The sequence below is a fragment of the Bartonella silvatica genome, from assembly GCF_040545155.1.
In the GTDB taxonomy this organism is placed as follows: domain Bacteria; phylum Pseudomonadota; class Alphaproteobacteria; order Rhizobiales; family Rhizobiaceae; genus Bartonella; species Bartonella silvatica.
On record NZ_JBEPLI010000009.1, the window covers coordinates 1 to 17,536 of the forward strand.

The 17,536-nt window shown below is 39.4% G+C and carries 12 protein-coding genes and 1 tRNA gene; 12 read left to right on the forward strand and 1 reads right to left on the reverse strand.

Going from position 1 to position 17,536, the window contains the following annotated elements; genetic code table 11:
- From ABID23_RS04700 to ABID23_RS04755, 12 genes are all read left to right on the forward strand, one after another.
- Positions 1–86, forward strand: an 86-nt coding sequence (locus ABID23_RS04700) for an EF-Tu C-terminal domain-related protein (protein ID WP_483416251.1), incomplete at its 5' end; no start/stop codon positions are given.
- A gap of 47 nt (positions 87–133) precedes the next feature.
- Positions 134–209: transfer RNA gene (locus ABID23_RS04705), tRNA-Trp, on the forward strand.
- A 212-nt stretch (positions 210–421) separates the two neighbouring features.
- Entirely contained in the window at positions 422–634 is a 213-nt protein-coding gene (secE, locus tag ABID23_RS04710; RefSeq protein ID WP_354189827.1) for a preprotein translocase subunit SecE, read from the forward strand.
- Positions 635–654: 20 nt separating this feature from the next.
- On the forward strand, positions 655–1,185 hold the full coding sequence (nusG, locus tag ABID23_RS04715) for a transcription termination/antitermination protein NusG (RefSeq protein ID WP_354189829.1): 531 nt from the start codon (positions 655–657) through the stop codon (positions 1,183–1,185).
- Between the two features lie 149 nt (positions 1,186–1,334).
- Positions 1,335–1,763 (forward strand): 50S ribosomal protein L11, encoded by a 429-nt coding sequence (gene rplK / locus ABID23_RS04720; protein ID WP_354189831.1) that lies wholly within the window; start codon positions 1,335–1,337, stop codon positions 1,761–1,763.
- 4 nt (positions 1,764–1,767) lie between these two features.
- Positions 1,768–2,472 carry a 50S ribosomal protein L1 gene (rplA, locus tag ABID23_RS04725; protein WP_354189833.1) on the forward strand — a complete coding sequence of 235 codons (705 nt, stop codon included), beginning with the start codon at positions 1,768–1,770 and terminating at the stop codon, positions 2,470–2,472.
- A 359-nt stretch (positions 2,473–2,831) separates the two neighbouring features.
- Positions 2,832–3,350 carry a 50S ribosomal protein L10 gene (gene rplJ / locus ABID23_RS04730; RefSeq protein ID WP_354189835.1) on the forward strand — a complete coding sequence of 173 codons (519 nt, stop codon included), beginning with the start codon at positions 2,832–2,834 and terminating at the stop codon, positions 3,348–3,350.
- 111 nt (positions 3,351–3,461) lie between these two features.
- A complete protein-coding gene (rplL, locus tag ABID23_RS04735; RefSeq protein ID WP_354189837.1) occupies positions 3,462–3,833 on the forward strand; it encodes a 50S ribosomal protein L7/L12 in 372 nt (123 codons plus the stop codon).
- Between the two features lie 288 nt (positions 3,834–4,121).
- Complete coding sequence (rpoB, locus tag ABID23_RS04740) at positions 4,122–8,270, forward strand: DNA-directed RNA polymerase subunit beta (RefSeq protein WP_354189839.1); 4,149 nt, start codon at positions 4,122–4,124, stop codon at positions 8,268–8,270.
- 176 nt (positions 8,271–8,446) lie between these two features.
- Complete coding sequence (gene rpoC / locus ABID23_RS04745) at positions 8,447–12,658, forward strand: DNA-directed RNA polymerase subunit beta' (protein ID WP_354189841.1); 4,212 nt, start codon at positions 8,447–8,449, stop codon at positions 12,656–12,658.
- Between the two features lie 1,122 nt (positions 12,659–13,780).
- Positions 13,781–14,455 (forward strand): nitroreductase, encoded by a 675-nt coding sequence (locus ABID23_RS04750; RefSeq protein ID WP_354189843.1) that lies wholly within the window; start codon positions 13,781–13,783, stop codon positions 14,453–14,455.
- A gap of 351 nt (positions 14,456–14,806) precedes the next feature.
- Positions 14,807–16,204 (forward strand): L-serine ammonia-lyase, encoded by a 1,398-nt coding sequence (locus tag ABID23_RS04755; protein WP_354189845.1) that lies wholly within the window; start codon positions 14,807–14,809, stop codon positions 16,202–16,204.
- A gap of 1,035 nt (positions 16,205–17,239) precedes the next feature.
- On the opposite strand, the gene ABID23_RS04760 is transcribed toward ABID23_RS04755, so the two are convergent.
- A complete protein-coding gene (locus tag ABID23_RS04760; RefSeq protein WP_354189847.1) occupies positions 17,240–17,518 on the reverse strand; it encodes a hypothetical protein in 279 nt (92 codons plus the stop codon).
- Between the last annotated feature and the right edge of the window lie 18 nt (positions 17,519–17,536).

The following is a 17,536-nucleotide window of genomic DNA, read 5'->3' on the forward strand; positions in this document are numbered from 1 at the left end:
TTGCTATGGAAGAGAAACTCCGTTTCGCTATTCGTGAAGGTGGTCGTACTGTTGGTGCAGGTATCGTTTCTAAGATCATTGAGTAAATAGTGGTTATTGAGGACTGTTGAAGGTATAATTTTTGATAGTTAGTAGGGGTATAGCTCAGTTGGTAGAGCGGCGGTCTCCAAAACCGCAGGTCGCGGGTTCGAGCCCTGCTGCCCCTGCCAAAGAGGTTGGGGTTCTTTTGTGAGAAGGTGTTTTTTAGCTGTCTTCTTCGCTTTTTCTTTGTGTGGGGCTTGTTTTTTTGTTTATGAAGCGGTATTGAGTAGAACAATGGGGAAGCTGTATAGAGCTGATGGTTAGCTTTTTGAGTTTTGTCATATGTGTTTTTATTGTGTAATCACAAGTAAAGTTAAAAAGAAAGAGTGTAGTGTGACTGATGGCATCTAAGAGCAATCCAATTACCTTTTTAAAGCAAGTCTATGCAGAAACAGTTAAGGTGAAGTGGCCTACACGTCGTGAGACAGTGATTTCAACTGTTATGGTGTTATTTGTAACTGCATTGGCTTCAGCTTTCTTTTTTATTGTAGATCAGGTTATGCATTTTGGTGTTTGGCGGGGTGTTGATCTTCTAAAGTATCTTTTTAGTTGATAATGCAAGGAAGTGTGACTGTGGCTGCTCGTTGGTATATTGTTCAAGCATATTCAAATTTTGAAAAGAAGGTAGCTGAAGCTATCGATAAGGAAGCAAAGCAAAAAGGACTTGATCACTTATTTGAGAAAATTTTTGTTCCAACGGAGCGTGTCGTGGAAATTCGTCGTGGTCGTAAGGTTGATGCTGAGCGAAAGTTTTTTCCTGGTTATGTTCTTATTCGTGCTGAATTGACGGATGAAGTTTATCACCTTATTAAGAAAACTCCTAAAGTAACAGGCTTTTTGGGATCGGATTCGCGTCCTGTTCCTATTTCCGATTGGGAAGTTGAACAAATTCTTAAGCAGGTTCAGGAAGGTGTTGAAGCTCCAAAATCCTCCATATTGTTTGAGGTTGGAGAACAGGTTCGTGTTGCGGATGGTCCATTTGTTTCGTTTAATGGGGTTGTTCAAGAGGTTGAAGAGGAGCGTTCTCGCCTTAAGGTGGAAGTACTCATTTTCGGGCGTCCTACGCCTGTTGATTTGGACTTTGATCAAGTTGAGAAACTCTGATTAAATTTAGAGTGATTTTAATCGCTTTAAATTAACTGGTGGAAGGTGATTTGTAGCTTTTGTCAGCTTAATGATCCGGACCACTTGGCTGCAGTAGGGTGCGGCAGCTTAAGTTGCTGGTGTACCGGTAAGATTGAAGGCAGGTTGTTATGGCAAAAAAAAGTATAGGTCAGCTCAAGTTGCAGGTTCCTGCAGGAGCTGCTACTCCCTCTCCACCGATTGGTCCAGCTCTTGGGCAGCGTGGTATTAATATTATGGAATTCTGTAAGGCATTTAATGCTGCTACGCAGGAGATGGAGAAGGGGGCGCCAATTCCGGTAATCATCACTTATTATCAAGATAAGTCTTTCACTTTTTCTTTAAAAACGCCTCCTGTATCGTTTTTTTTGAAAAAAGAGGCAAATTTGAAATCTGGTTCAAAAGAGCCTGGTAAAGTTTCTGTAGGTAGTATTTCTCGTGATAAAATTCGTTCAATTGCAGAAGCGAAGATGAAAGATCTCAATGCGAATGATATTGAGTCGGCAATGCGCATGGTTGAAGGTTCTGCTCGTTCTATGGGCTTAGAAGTGGTGGGCTAGTGTTATGGCAAAATTAACGAAAAGAATAAAGAATATCCGCAAAGGCGTTGATTTTGGCGGAGTTTATGCATTAAAAGATGCCGTTTCGATGGTAAAAGAGCGTGCAGTTGCTAAATTTGATGAAACAATTGAAATTTCAATGAACTTGGGTGTTGATCCGCGTCATGCCGATCAAATGGTTCGAGGTGTTGCTCACTTACCTAATGGAACAGGGCGGAATATTCGTGTTGCCGTTTTTGCACGTGGAGATAAGGCTGAAGAAGCTAAGGCTGCTGGTGCTGACATTGTGGGAGCTGAAGATTTGTTTGAAAGCATTAATGGTGGCAGTATTAATTTTGATCGTTGTATTGCGACACCAGATATGATGCCTCTTGTCGGTCGTCTTGGTAAGATTCTTGGTCCACGGAGTTTGATGCCAAATCCAAAGGTCGGTACTGTGACGCTTGATGTTGCGAGTGCTGTCGAAGCTTCTAAAGGTGGTGCTGTTGAGTTTCGTGTTGAGAAAGCTGGTATTGTGCACGCTGGTATCGGGAAGGCTTCTTTTGGTGTTGAGAAAATTGTAGAGAACATTAAAGCTTTTGCCGGTGCTGTGATTAAAGCTAAGCCGCAAGGTGCAAAGGGTGAATATATCAAGCGTGTTGCAGTTTCTTCAACGATGGGGGTCGGTATTAAGGTCGATCCTACAACAATTCGTTCCGAGCAGGCTTAGAAGTATATATAGTTTTGTTTTGAGGTGTGTGAATATACTGAATTGTATTTGAGGGGATCATATTAATTGATATTGGGTTATCTAGGCTTTAACGAGTCTGGGTTGTGCCGGAAGAAATTCCGGAATATCCTGTCCGAGATTGTGGGTGGTGCTGTTTGAGTATCTTAATCAAAAAAAACCTGCATGAGACTGGAGTGAAAACTGAGAGTTAAGAAACTTAAAGGGTTTGAGCCAGAGTTGCCTTTGATCGTTGTGCGTGAAAAGGGGACAGGATCCTCGCCGATGGCATGAAGTATTTTATGTTATCAAAGGTAATAAACAGATTTGTTTTAAGCAAATCTGTTAAATGGAGAGAGACAGTGAATAGAGCGGAAAAACGCGAATTTGTTACGTGGCTGAACCAGGCTTTTCGGAAGTCCGGTTCTGTTATTGTTGCACATTATTCTGGTCTGACAGTTTCACAGATGAATGACCTTCGTTCAAAAATGGGTGAAGCTGGCGGTGCTATTAAAGTTGCTAAAAACCGTCTTGCTAAAATCGCTCTTCAGGGCACGGAATCTGAATCAATAATGGGGTTGTTTACTGGACAAACACTTATTGCTTATTCAGAAGATCCAATTGCAGCACCAAAAGTTGCTGTTGATTTTGCAAAAAACAATGACAAATTTGTCATCCTTGGTGGCTCAATGGGTGCAACCAGTTTGAGTGTAGATGCGGTGGAGTCATTGGCTTCATTGCCTTCATTGAACGAGTTGCGTGCAAAACTTGTGGGTATGGTTTCTACACCTGCAACTCGTATTGCGCAAATTGTTAATGGGCCTGCTGGTCAAGTTGCACGCGTCATTGGGGCATATGCTCAGGAGGATAAGGCGGCTTAGGGCTGTTTTATATTCATTTCTATAGAAGAGCTTTGGTGCTTTTTTATTTTTTTGAATAAGTTGTAAATGTTTAAATAATAGTTCAAATCTTTTAATTGAAGGAATTTAAAAATGGCTGATCTAGCGAAGATCGTAGAAGAGCTTTCTAACCTAACCCTTTTGGAGGCTGCTGAGCTTTCTAAGCTACTTGAAGAAAAGTGGGGCGTTTCTGCTGCTGCTCCTGTAGCTGTTGCTGCTGTTGGTGGTGCTGCCGCTCCAGCTGCTGAAGAAAAAACGGAATTTGATGTTATTCTTGTTGAAGGTGGTGCGCAGAAAATTAATGTTATTAAAGAAGTTCGTGCTCTCACAGGGCTTGGTCTTAAGGAAGCCAAGGATTTGGTTGAGGGTGCGCCTAAACCTATTAAAGAGGGGGCTTCTAAGGAAGAAGCAGAGAAAATTAAATCTCAACTTGAAGCTGCTGGTGCGAAAGTTGAGCTTAAGTAATTTTATCTTAATCGGCGAACAATTATGTTCGCCGATTTCCTTTCTGTAAAAAGAAGGTAGATGATAAAAGGATACCTTTTCCCAATGAATTCAGTAATTTCTGTCATGGGGTGGTTTTTTCTTTTAGTCTCTCATCGTAGAGCTAGGTAAATAAATGGCTGGTATGATGGGATAAGTTAGTGGTGCCTTTGTATCGGGTATCAAATGAACTGGTCTGCGTGTGCAGGTTAATGGCATAAAGCTTTCAAGGTTTAGTCTACCTTGAAGAGTAGAAATCAAGGAGCGACGATGGCTCAGACCCTAGCAATGATGTCTCAATTCAATGGTCGTAAGCGCGTGCGCAAATTTTTTGGTAAGATTCCTGAAGTGGCAGAGATGCCGAATCTTATTGAGGTTCAAAAAGCGTCATACGATCAGTTTCTTATGGTTGAGGAACCAGAAGGTGGACGACCAGATGAAGGTTTACAAGCTGTTTTTAAATCGGTGTTTCCTATTTCGGATTTTTCCGGTACAGCTATGCTTGAGTTTGTTGGTTATGAATTTGATTTACCAAAATTTGATGTTGAAGAGTGCCGTCAGCGTGATTTGACCTATGCTGCGCCGTTAAAGGTGATCTTGCGTTTAATTGTTTTTGATGTTGATGAGGATACTGGGTCAAAGGATATCAAAGATATTAAAGAGCAAGGCGTTTATATGGGTGATATGCCTTTAATGACGGCGAATGGGACCTTTATCGTGAATGGTACGGAGCGTGTTATTGTTTCGCAGATGCACCGTTCTCCGGGTGTCTTTTTTGATCATGATAAAGGGAAATCACATTCGTCGGGAAAGTTTCTTTTTGCTGCTCGTGTTATTCCTTATCGTGGTTCTTGGCTTGATATTGAGTTTGATGCTAAGGATATCATTTATGCTCGGATTGACCGGAGACGTAAAATTCCTGTGACAAGTTTTTTGATGGCATTGGGCATGGATGCGTCAGATATTTTGTCAACATTTTATAATAAGATTGCTTATGAGCGGGATGGAAATGGTTGGCGTACACCTTATTCTGTTGATCGCTTTAAAGGAATGAAGCTTATTTCTGACCTTGTGGATGCTGACAGTGGTGAAGTTGTCCTTGAAGCTGGTAAAAAATTAACAGCTCGTATTGCAAAGTCTTTAGCTGAAAAAGGTCTTAAAGCGGTTAAAGTCAGTGAAGATGATTTATTAGGATGCTATCTCGCAGAAGATATAGTTAACTATCAAACAGGTGAAATTTATCTTGAAGCTGGTGATGAAATTGATGAAAAGACACTAAAGATTTTGTTTGATGTTAATATTGATCAAATTAATATCCTTGATATTGATCACATGAATGTCGGGGCTTATATCCGCAATACTTTAAAAGTAGATAAAAATGAAAGTCGGCAAGATGCATTGTTTGATATTTATCGGGTGATGCGTCCAGGTGAGCCGCCGACAATGGATACAGCAGAGGCTATGTTCCATTCCTTATTTTTTGATCCAGAGCGTTATGATCTTTCGGCGGTTGGGCGTGTTAAGATGAATTTGCGTATGGATCTTGATTGTCCAGATACCGTTCGCGTTTTGCGCCAAGAAGATATTCTTGCTGTCGTGAAGATGTTGGTTGAATTGCGTGATGGTCGCGGAGAAATTGATGATATTGATAATCTTGGCAATCGACGTGTTCGTTCAGTTGGAGAGTTGATGGAAAATCAGTATCGCATTGGTTTACTTCGTATGGAGCGTGCGATAAAAGAGCGTATGTCGTCGGTTGAAATTGATACAGTCATGCCACAGGATTTGATCAACGCGAAGCCTGCAGCAGCAGCTGTTCGCGAGTTTTTTGGGTCTTCACAGTTATCACAGTTTATGGATCAAACCAATCCATTGTCAGAAATTACCCATAAACGGCGCCTTTCTGCTCTTGGTCCAGGTGGTTTAACGCGTGAACGTGCAGGGTTTGAGGTTCGTGATGTACATCCTACACATTATGGTCGTATTTGTCCGATTGAAACACCAGAAGGTCCTAATATTGGTTTGATTAATTCTTTAGCGACATTTGCACGTGTTAATAAATATGGTTTTATTGAAAGTCCATATCGTAAAATTATTGATGGTAAAGTAACAACAGAAGTTATTTATCTATCAGCTATGGAAGAATCAAAGCATTATGTTGCTCAAGCTAATTCTTCGTTGGATTCTGAAGGGCGTTTTATAGAAGAGTTTGTTGTTTGTCGTCATGCAGGTGAAGTTTTGATGGCTCCCCGTGAAAATGTGGATTTGATGGATGTTTCACCAAAACAGTTGGTTTCAGTTGCAGCAGCCCTTATTCCATTTTTAGAAAATGATGATGCCAATCGTGCGTTGATGGGATCGAACATGCAGCGTCAGGCGGTTCCTCTTATGCGCTCTGAAGCGCCATTTGTTGGTACTGGAATGGAATCGGTTGTTGCGCGTGATTCTGGTGCTGCGGTTAGTGCGAAGCGTGGTGGTATTGTTGATCAAGTGGATGCAACACGTATTGTTATCCGTGCGACAGAAGAGGTAGACTCTTCAAAATCTGGCGTTGATATTTATCGTTTACAGAAATTCCAGCGTTCTAATCAGTCTACCTGTATTAATCAGCGTCCTCTCGTGCATGTTGGTGATCGAGTAGAGAAGGGGGACATTATCGCAGATGGTCCATCTACGGATCTTGGTGATTTAGCTCTTGGGCGGAATGTTCTTGTGGCATTTATGCCTTGGAATGGGTACAACTATGAAGATTCTATCTTGTTATCCGAACGCATCGTTGCCGATGATGTTTTTACTTCAATTCATATTGAAGAATTTGAAGTGGCGGCGCGTGATACAAAGCTTGGTCCTGAAGAGATTACACGTGATATTCCTAACGTTGCAGAAGAAGCTTTAAGAAATCTTGATGAGGCTGGTATTATCTATATTGGTGCTGAAGTTCAACCTGGTGATATTTTGGTTGGTAAAATTACCCCAAAAGGTGAAAGCCCTATGACACCGGAAGAGAAGCTTTTGCGTGCAATTTTTGGAGAAAAAGCTTCAGATGTTCGTGATACTTCTATGCGGATGCCTCCTGGGACTTTTGGAACTGTTGTTGAAGTTCGTGTCTTTAACCGTCACGGTGTGGAAAAAGATGAACGTGCAATGGCAATTGAGCGTGAGGAAATTGAACGTTTAGCTAAAGATCGTGATGATGAGCAATCGATTCTTGACCGCAATGTTTATACACGTCTTACAGATATGTTGATAGGCAAAGTGGCTATCGAGGGACCAAAAGGTTTTTCAAGTGGTCAGAAGCTTGACAGTACAATAATGGGGCAATATCCGCGCTCACAATGGTGGTTATTTGCTGTTGACGATGAAAAGCTTCAGAATGAAATTGAAACTTTGCGTAAGCAGTATGATGAATCAAAGGAAGCTTTACAACGTCGTTTTATGGATAAAGTTGAAAAGGTTCAAAGAGGCGATGAAATGCCTCCTGGTGTCATGAAAATGGTAAAGGTTTTTGTGGCTGTGAAACGCAAAATTCAACCAGGTGATAAAATGGCTGGGCGTCATGGTAATAAGGGAGTCGTGTCACGTATTCTTCCGGTAGAAGATATGCCGTTTCTTGAGGATGGAACGCATGCTGATATCGTATTAAATCCGCTTGGTGTTCCTAGTCGTATGAATGTTGGGCAAATCCTTGAAACCCACCTTGGGTGGGCATGTGCCGGCATGGGTAAAAAAATTGGAGATTTGCTAGAATTATATAAAGAGACTGGGGATATACTTCCTTTGCGTCAGCGTATCGAGAATTTTATGCCTGATAATAATCGTAATGAACCGGTACGTCAGTATGATAATGAAAGTCTTTACAAATTAGCCCAGCAGATGAGGAAAGGGGTTTCAATTGCGACGCCTGTTTTTGATGGAGCTCATGAAACCGATATCAATATGATGCTGGAGGATGCGGGCCTAGATAGTTCAGGGCAGGTTACGCTTTACGATGGTCGTACTGGGGAGCCTTTTGATCGTCCGGTAACAGTGGGGTATATTTATATGCTGAAGTTACATCACCTTGTTGATGATAAGATTCATGCGCGCTCTATTGGTCCATATTCACTTGTTACACAACAGCCATTGGGTGGTAAGGCCCAGTTTGGTGGTCAACGTTTTGGTGAAATGGAGGTTTGGGCACTAGAAGCTTACGGTGCCGCATATACTTTGCAGGAAATGTTGACTGTAAAGTCGGATGATGTTGCTGGTCGAACAAAGGTTTATGAAGCAATTGTACGTGGTGATGATACATTTGAGGCTGGTATACCAGAAAGCTTTAACGTGTTAGTAAAAGAAATGCGTTCACTCGCTCTTAATGTAGAGCTTGATGATGCACGTGAACTGATTGCACAGCGGGAATTGTCTGATACAACAGAGTAAGAAGATTAAGGAGCGCACTGGAAAGAGTGCGCTTTGATTGCCTTGAAAAGCCAATAAAAAAACTTTTATTGAGAGTACAGGCAATTTAAAAGGTAGAAATAGGTTTTAAATAAGATCTGTGATAAAGTTATTTAAGATATTATAACAGGTTCTAAAAATCTTTGAAGGAGAACGGCATGAACCACGAGGTCATGAATCTTTTCAATCCTCAAGCGCCAGCGCAGACATTTGATTCTATTCGTATTTCCATTGCGAGTCCTGAAAAGATTTTGTCTTGGTCATACGGTGAGATTAAGAAGCCTGAGACTATTAATTATCGGACTTTTAAGCCAGAGCGTGATGGTCTTTTTTGTGCACGTATATTTGGCCCTATTAAGGATTATGAGTGTTTATGCGGTAAGTATAAACGCATGAAATATAAAGGTATTATCTGTGAGAAGTGTGGTGTGGAAGTCACTCTTTCGCGCGTGCGTCGTGAACGTATGGGGCATATTGAACTTGCTGCACCGGTTGCTCATATTTGGTTCCTTAAATCTTTGCCAGGGCGTATTTCTACACTTTTAGATTTAACTTTGAAGGATATTGAGCGTGTTCTCTATTTTGAAAATTATATTGTAACGGAACCAGGATTGACGTCTCTTAAGTTTCATCAGCTTCTTTCTGAAGAGGAATATGCGCTTGCTGTTGATGAATTCGGGGAGGATCAGTTTACAGCTATGATTGGTGCTGAGGCTATTTATGAGCTTCTGGCAAGTATGGATTTAGAAAAAATCGCGAATGACTTACGTGCAGAGTTATCCGAAACAACTTCAGAATTAAAGCAGAAAAAGCTGATTAAAAGGCTTAAAATTGTTGAGAATTTCTTGGAGTCTGGCAATAAACCAGAATGGATGATTATGAAGACTATTCCAGTCATTCCACCTGATTTACGCCCACTGGTTCCGCTTGATGGTGGTCGTTTTGCGACATCAGATTTGAATGATCTTTACCGGCGTGTCATCAATCGTAATAATCGCTTAAAGAGGTTGATTGAATTACGCGCTCCTGGGATTATTGTACGCAATGAGAAGCGTATGGTGCAAGAAGCTGTTGATGCATTATTTGATAATGGTCGGCGTGGGCGTGTGATTACTGGAGCAAATAAACGTCCGCTAAAGTCTCTTTCAGATATGCTAAAGGGTAAACAAGGGCGTTTCCGTCAAAATCTGCTTGGGAAGCGTGTTGATTACTCAGGACGTTCTGTTATTGTGACGGGACCTGAATTAAAATTGCACCAATGCGGTCTTCCCAAAAAAATGGCATTGGAATTATTTAAACCATTTATTTATGCACGGCTTGATGCAAAAGGGTATTCATCAACGGTAAAGCAAGCAAAGAAGCTTGTTGAAAAAGAACATCCGGAAGTTTGGGATATTCTAGATGAGGTTATCCGTGAGCATCCTGTTTTACTTAATCGTGCACCAACATTACACCGTTTGGGAATTCAGGCCTTTGAACCTATCCTGATTGAAGGAAAAGCTATTCAACTTCATCCATTGGTCTGTACCGCTTTTAATGCTGATTTTGATGGTGATCAGATGGCGGTTCATGTTCCGCTTTCGCTTGAAGCACAGCTTGAGGCGCGTGTTTTAATGATGTCAACCAATAATATTCTTCATCCAGCCAATGGGGCGCCCATTATTGTTCCATCACAAGATATGGTTCTTGGTCTTTACTATCTTTCGATTGTTTCTGAAAAAGAACCTGGTGAGGGAATGGCTTTTGCCGATATAGGTGAATTGCATCATGCTTTGGAAAATAAGGTTGTGACTCTTCATACAAAAATTAAAGGTCGTGTTAAAAATATGAGGAGAGATGGGAAAGAAGTTGCTAAACTTTATGATACCACACCTGGTCGCTTGATTATTGGAGAGCTTTTACCAAAGAATCCGGATATATCGTTTGATATCGTCAATCAAGAAATGACGAAAAAGAATATTTCTAAAATGATTGACCAAGTTTATCGTCATTGTGGACAAAAAGAGACGGTTATTTTTTGTGACCGTATCATGCAGCTTGGTTTTTCTTATGCTTGTCGTGCAGGAATTTCATTCGGTAAGGATGATATGGTTATTCCTGATAGTAAGTCGCGTTTGGTTGAAGAGACAGAAACTTTAGCTAAAGAATACGAGCAGCAATATAATGATGGTCTCATTACGCAAGGTGAGAAATATAACAAAGTTGTAGATGCTTGGGGTAAATGTACAGATCGCGTTGCTGATGAAATGATGAGACGTATTCAGGCTGTTGAGTTTGATCCTAAAACAGGTCGTCAGCGGCCCATGAACTCGATTTATATGATGTCACATTCCGGAGCACGTGGATCCTCTAACCAGATGAAGCAGTTGGCTGGGATGCGTGGATTAATGGCAAAGCCATCGGGTGAAATTATTGAAACACCAATTATTTCAAACTTTAAGGAAGGTCTAACCGTTAACGAGTATTTTAACTCGACCCATGGTGCACGTAAAGGACTTGCTGATACTGCATTAAAAACGGCCAACTCTGGCTATTTAACACGGCGTCTTGTTGATGTTGCACAAGATGCCATTATTTCAGCGGTCGATTGTGGCACGGTAAAAGGGCTTACCATGCAACCAATTGTTGATGCAGGACAAATTGTTGCATCTCTTGGACAAAGAATTCTTGGTCGTACAGCATTGGTTGATATTTTGCATCCAGTTTCCGGAGAAGTGATCCTTGAAGGGGGGACTATGATCGAGGAAGCGGATGTTGCTAAGATTGAAGAAGCTGGTATTCAGTCTGTTCAAATCCGTTCTGCTTTAACATGTGAGACACGCCTTGGTGTTTGTGCCAAGTGTTATGGTCGTGATTTGGCCCGTGGGACTCCGGTTAATCAGGGTGAAGCAGTTGGTGTTATTGCTGCTCAATCTATTGGTGAGCCAGGGACTCAGTTGACTATGCGTACTTTTCACTTAGGAGGAACCGCGCAGGTTGTTGATACGTCTCATTTAGAAGCATCTTATGAAGGTACAGTAGAGATTCGTAATCGCAATGTAGTCCGTAATTCTGAGGGGCATTTGGTGGTTATGGGGCGTAATATGGCTATTCTTATCAAAGATGATGCTGGGAAAGAACGTGTGGTGCATCGTGTCAGCTATGGTGCGCATATTTTTGTTGATGATGGTGATGTCGTTAAATGTGGACAGCGTATAGCGGAGTGGGATCCTTATACACGTCCAATCTTAACTGAAGTTGAAGGATATGTAGGATTTGAAGATATGATTGATGGTTTATCAGTGATTGAAACCGCTGATGAATCTACAGGTATTACAAAGCGCTTGGTGACAGATTGGCGTGCTAATCCGAGGGGGGCTGATCTAAAACCAGCTATTGTTATTCACGCAGATAAAAGTGGAGAGGCCATTGCTAAACTGTATAAGGGGGGAGAAGCCCGTTACATGATGTCTGTGGAAACCATTTTACCTGTTGAACCTGGTGCTCATGTTAAGGCGGGTGACGTTATTGCTCGTTTGCCAATGGAAAGTGCCAAGACAAAAGATATTACAGGTGGTCTGCCACGTGTGGCTGAGCTTTTTGAAGCGCGGCGTCCAAAGGACCATGCAATTATTGCTGAAGTCAGTGGTACAATTCGATTTGGTCGTGGGTACAAGAATAAGCGTCGTATTATTATTGAACCAAATGATGAAACTCTTGAGCCTGTAGAATATTTGATTCCAAAGGGTAAGTTATTCCACTTCCAAGAAGGTGATCAAATTGAAAAAGGAGATTATATCCTTGATGGTAATCCAGCGCCTCATGATATCTTAGCGATTAAAGGTGTTGAAGCTTTGGCATCTTATCTTGTTAATGAAATTCAAGAGGTTTACCGTTTACAGGGGGTTTTAATCAATGATAAGCACATTGAAGTTATTGTTCGTCAAATGTTGCAAAAAGTTGAAATTACTGAATCGGGAGATTCCGGTTATATTCCAGGCGATAATGTTGATCGTATTGAGCTTGAGGAAATTAATGATAACTTGATTGCAGAAGGAAAGAGGCCGGCATCTGGCACGCCTATTCTTCTTGGAATTACGAAGGCATCTCTTCAAACGCCTTCCTTTATTTCTGCAGCATCGTTTCAAGAAACAACGAGAGTTCTTACTGAGGCAGCAGTTTCTGGTAAAATTGATACTTTGCAAGGGCTTAAAGAGAATGTTATTGTTGGTCGTCTTATTCCTGCAGGCACTGGGGGAACTATTGCGCAAATCCGCCGTATTGCGGCAGTTCGTGATGATTTAATTGTTGATGAGCGGCGTAAAGCAAGCAATAATGAAACAGCTAAGGCTATGTTGACAAATATGACAGCAGAAGCGGCGACTGAATAACTTAAATATATGCCAAAAAAGAGTAATGTGAGAGCGTCCGAATTTAGAATTCGGACGTTTTTTATCTTAAAATGCAAGGTGTTGGTATGCTTTACATTATGTAAATGTAAAAACTATAAGATGATTACTATTTTAAGTATTTTGGGTCGTTTATTTTATAATGATATTCATATTTTTATTTATTACAGTTAGATAGAGGAGATTTTCAAGGCACTCAAAGTTGAAAATTGTTTAAGATAATAGTTCATGGTATTTTCAGGAAAAAGGATAGATTATCTGAAAATGGGCAATAGCAGGTTTTAAAGCTTATTTAATGAGTAGTCTTTATAAAGGGTAAATAGGCGTTATAATGAACACCCACAAATTTTTTGTAATCTGAAAAATAATTGATTTCCTATTATATCATTTTTCACGCTAAAAAAGTTTTATATTTAATAATTTAGAAAAATAGTGGTTATAGTATACACTAAAGCTTTTTAAAAAGCGATATATTTCTGGTGATGTCAACCATAAAACAGAATAATAAAATGTACCAATATTATTTAATTGGTCGATTGAGACGTGATTTTTTGATAACGGCTCAGGTTTCGCTTTCTTATGAAAAGAAAGATTCTATATATTTTTTGGTACGGAGGGGTAGGTTTTTGTAAGAAAACGAGTCGTTATAAATTAAAACAGATACTATGCGCTAAAAGAGTAAAACTTTCCTTATTTTATATATGGTTGAAAAAGAATCTGATGACAAAAAGGCTTAAGAAGATTAATGGCAAGGGATGATAAAACGAGCTAGTTTATAATAAATACAGTGAGATACTGATATTTCTATATAATTTGGAATGCCTTGAAGAAGTTTTTTCCAGAGTTTAGCCATCTGAAATAGGCGTTGTTTGTTCTGTAAGTGTGTTGTGTTCACTACCTTTTTGTGTTTTGCTTGTTGTTAAAAGAGATGAGAGGTTGTGTTTGCTATTCTTATGAACAGCCTATTGGCTGTGTAGTTTGATGTGGGGACTACGCACAAAAATAAGTCGACAAGAAAAGCTGCGAAGTTTTTTAGAAATACATTGGGTTTGAATAAGTAAATAACGATATTCAAGTTTAGTTTTCAAAGAGAAAGTAAAAATAATGACAGTTTCTTCTAATATTTTTCAATCTATCCTATCACGTAAATCAATTCGCGCTTTTACGGATCAGCCAGTTCCACAAGAAACGGTCAAAGAAATTTTAAGGCTTGCAGCACGTGCACCATCTGGAACAAATATTCAGCCATGGCAAGTTATTGTTTTGACGGGGAAAGTATTGCAGAAAGTAGGAGAAGAACTTTCACAGTTGGTACTCTCAGGTGTACAAGGAGAGCGTGAGTATCATTATTATCCTCTTCAATGGCGTGAACCTTATCTTTCAAGGCGCCGAAAAGTTGGTTTAGATCTTTATCAGAGTCTTGGAATTCAAAAAGGTGATGAAGAAAAAATGCTTCATCAGAAGGCGCGTAATTTTTCATTTTTTGGTGCACCTGTAGGTTTTTTGTTTACAATGGATCACGATATGGAAATTGGAAGCTGGCTTGATTTGGGCATGTTTATGCAGACTATTATGTTAGCAGCGCGTGGATTTGGATTAGATACTTGTCCTCAGGCAGCTTTTGCTGATTATCATCAACAAATTCGGACTCTTTTGTCAGTACCTTCTGATCGGAAAATTATATGTGGTATGGCACTTGGCTATTGCGACAGGAGTGCTCCAGAAAACAACTTTGAGACTGAACGCGAACCAATCGACAATTTTGTACGCTTTATTTGACAATTACAGAGAGTATTATTTATGTAAATAAGCGCGATTTTTAAAGAGTCTGAGGGACTATATAAATATTTTTACGAGGATTTCTCATTCTTTTCTAATTTTAATGTTGCATGCCAAGAGTTATTTTATTACGTTCGGGATATCAAAGGAGTAGTGACTCTAGAATCATTGTCCATTTTGAAGGTTGGCTATGGGAAACGCTATAGAGGGGAAGTGTTGGGTCGTCGCAAGACGGGCAACATTCGTATTTATTGCCATTATTTTTTTAGTTTATCTCACAATTTAATTTTAAGAAAGACAAGTGTAATAAAAAAGCATATACTTAGACTATATGTCGTTTGGGGGTGATGTGTGTTTTTATCTGTTTTTGAACTTTTTAAGATTGGTATTGGTCCTTCAAGCTCTCATACAATGGGGCCAATGACTGCAGCTAATATGTTTTTGCAAGAGATTCTTGTAAAAAAGAGTTCCCAATTATCTGAAGCTAAAGTTTCTCGTATACGTGTTTATCTTCATGGTTCTTTGGCTTTTACGGGAGTGGGCCATGCTACAGATAGGGCGGTTGTACTAGGACTGTTAGGAGAAAAAGCTTCTACTGTTGATCCTAATCGTATGGAATTTTTATTAGAAAAGGTTACACATGAAAAAAAGGTGCAACCAGAAGGCCATCCTACTTACCAATTTGATTTGCAAAAGGATCTTATTTTTGAACGAAAAAAAATTTTATCGGGGCATGCGAATGGACTTGCGTTTGAAGGCCTCGATTCTGATGGAAATGTTCTTTTGCGGCAGGTTTATTACTCTATCGGTGGTGGTTTTGTTGTGACTGAGGATGAGTTAGACCATATGAATAATGGTCTACAACAAGAAACGTCTGAGATTCCATATCCCTTTGATACTGCACGTATAATGTTATCAATGGCAGAAAAGTCAGGTATTTCAATTGCTGACATGAAGCGTCTCAACGAAGAAACAAAGATGAACCACTCTTCTCTTGATAGAGGGCTCGATGAAATCTTTTCAGCTATGACAAATTGTATTGATAGGGGGCTTTCGCAAGAAGGTGAGTTACCAGGTGGTTTGCGGATCCCAAGGCGTGCTAAAAAATTGCATGAAATTCTTTTAGAGAATCAAAAGAAAAATCGCAGTTACCCACTTTGGGCAAATGATTGGCTTTCAGTATATGCTATGGCTGTGAATGAAGAAAACGCGGCTGGAGGACGTATTGTTACAGCTCCAACGAATGGAGCGGCCGGTGTTGTACCTGCAGTTTTGCGTTATTATCTTCAGTTTTGTGATGATTCAGGTCGAGAAGGGATACATAATTTTTTGTTAACAGCAGCAGCTATTGGTGGTGTCATCAAACATAATGCTTCTATTTCCGGTGCAGAAGTAGGGTGTCAAGGTGAAGTTGGAACAGCATCTTCAATGGCAGCTGCAGGGTTGACAGCTGCATTAGGGGGTACACCAGCTCAAATTGAAAATGCCGCAGAGATTGCACTTGAGCATCATTTGGGGATGACATGTGATCCGGTTGCTGGTCTTGTACAGGTTCCTTGCATTGAACGTAATGCAATGGGTGCTGTTAAGGCGGTGACAGCTTCTTCTCTTGCTTTACATAGTAATGGAGATCATTTTGTTTCTCTCGATGCTTGTATAAAAACAATGCGCCAAACTGGGCATGATATGAGTGAACACTATAAAGAAACAAGTAAAGCAGGCCTCGCAGTGAACGCTATCTCTTGTTAAAATGTGCAATGGACATTTAATCTAGTAAATTTTTATGAGATATTTTATCACTTATAAAGATGCAGAAGGTATCACTATGATATTTGGCAGTTTCTAATATTATCTATCAGTTGTTTTTGGTTAAGATGAAGCATAAAAGGTGTTTTAGTCGCTTTCTTAAAGCGAGTTTTTATTCACATAGCTTTTTCACTTATAGAAGAAGGTATTTTTTACTGATTTATTGTAAAAAGGTTTGAAATGAAAGAATATGTCTGTATTTGATATGCTCGTTCAAATTATAAAATGGCGAACTGTCTTTATAAGGTGTATTCAATAAGGTTTGATAATTGGATATTTGTTCACAAGTTATCATTTTTATACCACATCAAACTATTTTATATGGCGATATATTCCTATTTTTTTCACTAGTATAAATAATCAGCTGAATTTATTTATGCTATTGTGAAGGATGGATTACTATGTTTGAAAATTATTTAAGCGTAACAATCATGGTGGCATATGAGTATCTATTCAATAGAGATGATGACAGTTTTTAGCTAATAAAATACAAGGATTAAATACGTGTTGTACTTAAGCTTAATGGACGGTAATGAGAAATGAAAGGCGAAGTTATAAAGAGTTTTATTTTTAAGTTATTTTATAATTTAAAAAGTACATAATTTTAGAAAATGATTTCAAAAATTTTGTACAATATGTGTAGTAAAGACAGTTTTTTACATTATTGAATTTTTTTCATTGAGTTTTTATGGTAGTACTCTCCCCAATGAGCAAGTTATGTATTCAATTCAAGTTCTGTTTTTTATCAAAAATAAGGATATTTTTTAATATTAGATCCAAAAATAAATCAACATTTGATACTTTTCATATAAAAAAGAGGACATTAAAGTCCTCTCTAAGAGTTGGACAAAAAATTATCAATATTGTTTTTACTAATCTAAATAAGATAAGCTCTCTTCCAAAGAGGGTTTAAAAATCATAAGAAAAATATGAATTATTTTTAATAAACAAAAGAATCTCAAAAAAATACCTATGGAGTTAAAGATTGGTTGCACCGAGATGAATTTTAATAGGTACATTACCAGTTTGGCTTACAACACGTAAATGAATACGTACAGGAGGCATTATAATCCGACGATTCCGCGTTGTTTGACAAATAAGAAGGTTGACAAAAGACTGTGTATCTAATGTTGCTGGAGTCGATTTTAAAGAAGCTAATTTTATGACAGCATCGTGAAGAGAGCGCAATGAAAGGAAAGACGATTGCTTCAAGTTTTTTTCTTTTTTAGGGGAAGAAGCAAAAGCATTGTGGGTCATGGTACTATCCTTAACGCG

What these genes read in the sequence shown, in the direction of transcription:
- rpoB (WP_354189839.1), top strand. Translation starts at nt 4,122, where the DNA reads ATGGCTCAGACCCTAGCAATGATGTCTCAATTCAATGGTCGTAAGCGC.
- rplK (WP_354189831.1), top strand. Translation starts at nt 1,335, where the DNA reads ATGGCAAAAAAAAGTATAGGTCAGCTCAAGTTGCAGGTTCCTGCAGGA.
- ABID23_RS04760 (WP_354189847.1), bottom strand. Translation starts at nt 17,518, where the DNA reads ATGACCCACAATGCTTTTGCTTCTTCCCCTAAAAAAGAAAAAAACTTG.
- rplA (WP_354189833.1), top strand. Translation starts at nt 1,768, where the DNA reads ATGGCAAAATTAACGAAAAGAATAAAGAATATCCGCAAAGGCGTTGAT.
- rplL (WP_354189837.1), top strand. Translation starts at nt 3,462, where the DNA reads ATGGCTGATCTAGCGAAGATCGTAGAAGAGCTTTCTAACCTAACCCTT.
- rpoC (WP_354189841.1), top strand. Translation starts at nt 8,447, where the DNA reads ATGAACCACGAGGTCATGAATCTTTTCAATCCTCAAGCGCCAGCGCAG.
- ABID23_RS04750 (WP_354189843.1), top strand. Translation starts at nt 13,781, where the DNA reads ATGACAGTTTCTTCTAATATTTTTCAATCTATCCTATCACGTAAATCA.
- secE (WP_354189827.1), top strand. Translation starts at nt 422, where the DNA reads ATGGCATCTAAGAGCAATCCAATTACCTTTTTAAAGCAAGTCTATGCA.